Origin of the sequence: Frankia tisae (assembly GCF_025403405.1) — a bacterium.
GTDB lineage: Bacteria > Actinomycetota > Actinomycetes > Frankiales > Frankiaceae > Frankia > Frankia tisai.
Genome location: NZ_JANEZT010000360.1, coordinates 1 through 6,726, shown reverse-complemented (window position 1 = coordinate 6,726; position 6,726 = coordinate 1). Strand labels below are relative to the sequence as shown.

At 70.4% G+C, this 6,726-nt stretch carries 6 protein-coding genes; all 6 read right to left on the bottom strand.

What is annotated here, in order from left to right; all coding sequences use genetic code 11:
• Positions 1 to 1,085 (bottom strand): CaiB/BaiF CoA transferase family protein (locus NBZ85_RS25430; RefSeq protein WP_261562730.1); only part of this gene is annotated, 1,085 nt, incomplete at its 3' end.
• A 142-nt stretch (positions 1,086 to 1,227) separates the two neighbouring features.
• Positions 1,228 to 2,442 carry a hypothetical protein gene (locus NBZ85_RS25425; protein ID WP_261559510.1) on the bottom strand — a complete coding sequence of 405 codons (1,215 nt, stop codon included), beginning with the start codon at positions 2,440 to 2,442 and terminating at the stop codon, positions 1,228 to 1,230.
• A 5-nt stretch (positions 2,443 to 2,447) separates the two neighbouring features.
• A complete protein-coding gene (locus NBZ85_RS25420; RefSeq protein WP_261559511.1) occupies positions 2,448 to 3,122 on the bottom strand; it encodes a helix-turn-helix domain-containing protein in 675 nt (224 codons plus the stop codon).
• 86 nt (positions 3,123 to 3,208) lie between these two features.
• Positions 3,209 to 4,873 (bottom strand): serine/threonine protein kinase, encoded by a 1,665-nt coding sequence (locus tag NBZ85_RS25415; RefSeq protein ID WP_261559512.1) that lies wholly within the window; start codon positions 4,871 to 4,873, stop codon positions 3,209 to 3,211.
• A 449-nt stretch (positions 4,874 to 5,322) separates the two neighbouring features.
• Positions 5,323 to 6,180, bottom strand: coding sequence for a class II glutamine amidotransferase (locus tag NBZ85_RS25410; RefSeq protein ID WP_261559513.1), 858 nt, complete (start codon positions 6,178 to 6,180; stop codon positions 5,323 to 5,325).
• An 89-nt stretch (positions 6,181 to 6,269) separates the two neighbouring features.
• Positions 6,270 to 6,726, bottom strand: a 457-nt coding sequence (locus tag NBZ85_RS25405; protein ID WP_261562729.1) for a GGDEF domain-containing protein, incomplete at its 5' end; no start/stop codon positions are given.

Here is a 6,726-nt window from a genome sequence, read left to right as displayed (position 1 = left end):
ACCTCGGGGTCGGTGACGGTGACGCGGCGCCCCTCGTGGACGACCTGGGGGTGGGCCAGCGCGTCGGAGCCCCGGCGGAACGGTTCGGCGGAGATGTCGCCGTTCGTGGCGAAGACCTCCTCCCATTCGGCGAGGGTCCGCTGCCCGACGCGTTCGATCATCAACTCCCACAGCTCGGTGCGCAGCTCCTGCGTCGGCAGGGCGGGGATGCCGGCCCACTTCGGGTCGGTGAACACCTCCGCCAGGCCTAACTCCCGCATCAACGCGACGAACAGCCGCGGCTCGACCTGCGCGAACTGCAGCCAGGTGCCATCCTTCGTCGGCGCGGTCAGCAGCGGGTACACCAGCGGCCCCTGGACCTCCCCGGCGGCGTTGAACGCGTTGACGACGGTGAACGCCTCGGGCCAGCGGATGCCGACGATCTCGGTGTAGAAGTTCCAGGTGTCCAGGGCGCCGACGCCGCGGGCGAGGTCGGCCTCGACGTGCTGGCCCAGCCCGCTGGCGTCGCGTTCGAGCAGCGCGGCGAGGATGCCGTGCACGGCGGTGTGCGCCGCGCCCCAGGAGGCGAACGGCACCGACACGTACGCCGGCCCGCGCCGGGCCGTGATCGCCTCCTTGACGTGGAAGACGCCGAGCTTGGCCAGCACCAGCCCCTCGTAGCCGGGCAGGTCGCGCCACGGCCCGGCCGGCCCGAAGCCGGTGATCGACGCGCTGACCAGCCGCGGGTGGGCCGCGGCGAGGTCGGCGGCGGTCAGCCGCAGCGCCGCGAGCGTCGCCGGCCGGTACGTGGTGACCAGGACGTCGGCGTCGGCGAGCAGGGCGTCGAGCTCGTCGCGGCCGCCGTCGGCGCGCAGGTCGAGCACGACGCTGCGCCGGCCGCGGCCGAGGGCCGGCCAGTCGACCCGCCGGCGCAGTGCGCTGCCGCCGGGCGGCTCGACCAGCACCACATCGGCCCCGGCGTCGGCGAGGAACAACGTCGCCAGCGCCCCGGGCAGGCTGCCCGACAGGTCGATGACGCGCAGCCCTGCCAGGGGTCCCTGGTCGGCTGGCCCGGCCTGTCCGCCGCCGGAGGTGCTCTCTGTCACGCCGTTCTCCCTCGTCCACGATGAACCCGGCATCCGTGACGGGCATCATAGTGCACTAGGTCATCGAAGAGAACTATCTCGATGGGCGGGTGTGGTCCCGCACCGGCCAGGGCGGGAGAAAGCGAGAGTGGTGATTGGACGGTCACACCGGGGTGGCTCCGGGGGTGTGGAGAACGCCTCGGACGAGGTCGTCGGCCAGCGCGCGGGCTCTGGCCAGATCGGACTCGGTCATCGTCCTGCGGTGCGCGGCGCTGTTCGCAAGTCCGTTCAACTGGCGTGCCTGCCGCCGCCGGGTCTCGTTCAGCCAGCCTTGGACTACGGGATCGTGCCCGAGGATCGCCAGGCAGAACCGGTAGTCGCGCAGATCGCGGCCCGCTGGCTTGCCGGCCTTGCGTCGGTTGTCGTTCACCGTCGCCAGCCAGCCCTCGCCGTACTGCTGGGTGAGCCAGGCCTGCAGCGGTTCCGCCAGGCGGCCCGCGGCGACTTCGGCAACCCGTGTGACCTGGTCGTGAAGCGCGGGCCTGAAGACCGCTGACGCCGGGACCGCCCCGGTTGCGGGCCCTCGCCCGTCGCCGGCCTCACGGGTTGGTGGGCCCTGCCGCGGGTTCTGAACCGGCGATGCGAGGCCCTGCGCAGGGGGCTTGGCCTGCTCGGTGGGCGAGGCGGGACGAGAGGGCCAAGGCCACGCGGTGCCCGCTGGTCCGGCCGGGTGCTCTCGGCGGCTGCCCAGCGACGGGCCCACCCCGCCACGGCGGTTCGGACCGGGATGCCCCGGAGCCCTGGCGCCCAGGGGAACAGGCGGTATCCAGCCGGCACCCAGGCCTGCCTGGGGCGGGGTCCAGTGCCACGGCTGCTGGTGAGACACCCCAGGCCGGCCGGCGGCCCGCGGCGTCTGCGGAAACGGGCGACGGGGGATGTCCGGCAGGACGGTCGTTAGGATCCGACGAAGCCGACCCGAGGAGGGCCGACGGGTCGGCGCGGCGGCGAGTTGGCGTCGCAGAGCCGTCGCCACCACGACCATGACGGCGACCCAGAAAATCCAGATCGCACCCTCCTCGAATCCACCGAGCAGATCGGCCAGCACCACCGGCACAGCGCCGACGAGACCCAGCGCGGCGAGGATCATGGTGAGGAGAGTGCCCACCGAGGCCCGCCGCCGTGGAATGAGGTTCCACGTCACCGCCAGCATCGAAGCCACGGCCAACGGAACCGTGACCATTATCCTGCGGGAACTGAGGTGCTCGGACGCCATGAGGTCGGGTCTCGTCAGCGCGCCGACCACATCGGCGAATTCGCCGAGAAGATATGTGACGACGAGCGTTCCGATGACGACAAGGGCGATGCGACTCCTGCTCATCTCGGTCATCCGTTCCGTGTTGTTCGCGCGGCGCGGCGGGTTTCCAGGCGCGGCGCCAGCCAGTCGAGGTCGGCCGGACCGATCAGCCGCATCGCGAGCAGCCATTCGCACAACGGCCGTCGGGCGTCCGTCGTCCGATCCAGGCCCTGGACGCCCGCGGCGACCAGCTCGTCCCGGACATGCTCGATGCGTTTGCTGACGACACGGCCGGTCAGGCCGAGGAGATCAGCAACCTCCTGATAGCTCCTCGGTCGCGGGTCGTAATGCGGATAGGGACGTAGGTAACCGCGGGCGAGCGCCACCATCACCTCGCGTCGGCGGTCAGTCAGACGGGGCGCCTGGGTCACTGTGCTGATCGGATCCGCCGGCAGCACGCGCGGCGCGACGTCGGTCGTGGTGTCCGGCTGGGTCAGCCGCAGTCCATAGGTCCACAGGCCGCCCGGGACGAGCACGGTGAGGGCTGGGTGGTCGACGGCCCGCCGGCTGGCCGGCCCGCCATCGAGGGCGACGGGCAGCGGTAGGGCAAACCCGAACGGGTCGACGACGTGCAGCGCGCGTTTACGGCTGAGGTTCGTCACGGTCCAGATCTGCCCGACCTGCTCCACGCAGCCGGCCACCCGACTGATGCCGGTGTCGGCGGGGTCGAGCTGGATATCGCATACCCGATCCCGCCCGAACACGCACCGGCCGCCCGGTTCGACTCTGCGGTGCTCCTGATCATAGTCGACCAGTAAGTGGTTAGACGTACGCCGCGGGCGCATCAAATCTACTCGAACAACATCAGTGATAGGATTCCCGCCTGGTCGTCGCTGGAGTAGCTTGAGGGAGACAAATCGAAGCGGATGCGGTTAGCGCCTCGAATATTGTCCGCCAGGGTGCCCACGTGATAGCTTCCTACCGTTGCGGACCTGACAGGGTGCCAATCTGGAGAGTTATCCCACATGGCAGAAAGGCTTACAGTTATCTGCATCTCTGCATCCGGATTGTTGTCGTCGAGTCCAAATTTAGCTTCTACTCGGGAATATTTGCCGAGCGTGTTGAACTGAATCATTACGGTGTTGTAGTAGCCCAGATTGGAGAGCAGGATATCCGAATATGATTGGTCGTCCACTCGGATAGAGCCAGAGTTAATACCTGTGCTCGTGACCGCGTCGTTGAGCCAAAGTGGCGTCGAGGGACCCTGTCCGAGCGGACCTGCACTGGAGCTTGGCGTTTCGCTTGGAACCGGCCCTGTTGTCGAATTCGGCCCGGTCGGTGCAGCCGATTTCAGAGCGGTCGCCCCCGGGGCGGGGGTCACGTTCGGAGAGGAGGGGGAGTGGATGGCATTGGCACCGGCGGTCTCGGCGGAGGGCGGATTGCGCAGGGAGAACGTGATGAGCACGGCGACGGTGGCGATGAGGGCGGCCAGCGCCCCGGCGAGCAGGGCGGTCGACCGTGTGGGTGAACGTGCCGACGGCGTGGCTGGCGCGGCTTGGCCGTGCCGTCCGGCCGCGGCCGGACCCGGCGCGGGCGACCGCGGCGGGGCCTGCCCCGGCGCCTGCGGCGGCATGGAGGTGGACGCCGGAGCCGCCGTCGAGGTGTGCAGACGCAGCAGACGCGCCCACTCCCCGGCCGGCGGTCGCCGCTGCGGATCGTCGTGGAAGATCAGGAGAAGGTCGTCGACCCGATCGTGCTCGGTCCCGACGAGTTCGCCGAAGAACTCCCGCCTCTCCTCGGCGCTCTCGGGCGGCGGAGTTCCGGTCAGGAGGTAGTGGGTCAGCCCGCCGAAGGCGAAGCGGTCGGACGCCGGGCTGTAGTGCCCCTGCTGCAGCACCTCGGGTGCCCAGTAACCGCGGGTTCCGGCAGGCGCGGCCGTGCTGTGCCTGGCCAACCGGAACAGCCCGAAGTCGACCAGGATGGCCTGCCCGTCGGAGTTGATGACGATGTTCGATGGGCTGATGTCGCCGTGCACCACCGGCCTGCCGGAGGGTGTTGCGCGTCCGCTGTGCAGCCAGTCGAGCACCTCCCCGATCTGGCCGAGGTGGCGTAGCGCGCCCGCACGGTGCTCCAGGCCGAGGTGTCCCGGCACCCAGTCCCGCAGGTCCTCCCCGTCGACCCAGTTCATCACCAGGTAGAGCGCCCGCGGGGTCTCCCGCTGGCCCGCGGGGTGCATCCGCTGGCCCTCGAACTGGCAGTGCACGCCGACAACGGAAGGATGCCGAATCAGCCGCAGCAGTTCTACCTGGTCAGACCACCGGTCACGCCAGGTATTAAGGTCCGGCGCGTGGTGATCATGAAGTATTTTCACCGCTACTCGCTCGCGCTCCCCGGCGAGAGCAAGGTCGGCCTCCCACAGCTCAGCCTCGCCCCCGCCGCCGAACCGCCGCCGGAGCCGGTACTTGTCCGGCTCGGCGTCCGGGCCGACGAAGAAGGATGAGCCGTTTAGCGTCACATGGCCTCCATGGCTTGGTGAATTCCCCTTTCTTGAGTCTCTCAGGCTGGCGCCCTTCGGCAATGGGGTGGACACCCCCTTGCTTTTTCGGCGTCCCTCGGTAAAGGGGTGGCGAGGCCGTGGGTCGAAGGCGTGCATCGATGTGACTCGTGGGTGATTGGCACCTATTTGATTGACCATCACCCCGACGTTGAGTCTATCTTGATGGATAGTTGTGAAATCTCTGGAGGGGTGTCGTCCTGGGGCGCGGGGCCGGGCATGAAAGCGCCTCGCGATTCACCCACGGGACAGCCGCGGCTGCACTCGTCCGTGCACGATTGGCCCGTGCCCCGGGTTCGGTCGAATGCGATGGAGATCCGTCGGTGAGGCGGCGACGTGAGGGCTCGGGCCCGCAGGTGTGCGGCGTGCCGGGCTGGGCGGGCGGCTTTCGCCCCCGGCCCGGCGGCGGGTCAGTGGGGCTGCTGCGAGGTCGCCGCCTCGGGGCGCAGGTCGGCGAGGGTCAGCGGGTGCGCCGGGGGATCGGGCAGGACGGTCACCGAGGTGACCTGCCCGCCGACGCCGACGTGGAGGAGTTCACCGGAGCGCAGCGGGCGCCAGTCGGGATGATCGTCCATGGGTTCACTCGCGACGACGACGGCGGGCGCGCTCGCCAGCTCGTCGGCGTGCACCCGCGTCGCCCCGGCGGCGTCGCTGTGCCGCAGCGGCTGGCCGCCGGCGGGCCGGTCCAACAGGAACAGGCGGTTGGTGTCCGGGTATCGCAGCGCCCACAGGTCCCCGGCGGTGATCAGGACCAGGTTGATGCTGTAAACCGGCAGGTTGGCGGCCACCCAGCGGACGGCGGCGGTGATCCCGCGCCCGACGTCACCGCCGGCGGCGTCGATCTCCCGGGTGATCAGAGCGAAGAACCGCTCCGAGTCGGTGTCGCCGGCCACCCGCGCCATCGCGGCGCCGAGATGCGCCTGCAGCACGTCGAGGCCCTCGATCACCCCGTTGTGCGCGAACAGCCGGCCGTCCTGGCGGAACGGATGGGTGTTGCGCGAGGTGAGCCCGCCGGTGGAGGCGTGCCGGACGTGGGCGACGAACGTCGTCGACCGCGCCTGGCGCGCCCGGGCGGCGAACCGGCGGTCCTCCCAGGCGGCGATCGGCTGGCGGAACAGCTCCGCCCGGCCGTCTTCGTCGAAGTAACCCAGACCGGTGCCGTCCGGGTTGCGGTGGCTCTGCTCGTCGAGGCTGTCCGGGGCGTCGAGCAGCCAGAACGTGGCCCGGGTCCGTCGCGGGGCCCCGGTCAGCCCGAAAAGTCGGCACATCGGCGCACACCCTTCCTCGATCCGTCTCCCGGCCTGATCCGGACGGCCTGCTGATCTGTTCCCGCGTCGTCCGTTCGCGCGTCGTCTTCCTACCCGGGAGGCGCGGGTGTCCGACCCGCGCTCAGGCGCATCCAGTCCTGGTGGACGACGCAGCGCCCGGCGCCGGCGCGCTTGGCGGCGTACATCGCGATGTCCGAGGCGTTGAGCAGGCGATCGGGGTCGGTGAGGCCGGGCCCGGAGACCGCCACCCCGGCGCTGGCGGTAATGGTGACGGTGATGCCGTCGATCGCCACCGGCTCGGCCAGGGAGGCCAGGACCCGCGCGGCGACCCGCTCCACCGTGTCGACGGACTCGATCCGCGTGCAGAGCACGGCGAACTCGTCGCCGGCGAGGCGGGCGACCACGTCGCACGGTCGCACCGCGGCGCGTAGCCGGCCCGCGACCGCGCGCAGTAGCACGTCGCCGGCCAGATGCCCGTAGGTGTCGTTGACCGCCTTGAAGCTGTCCAGGTCGACGAACACGATGCCGGTGCGGCCCGTGTCCCCC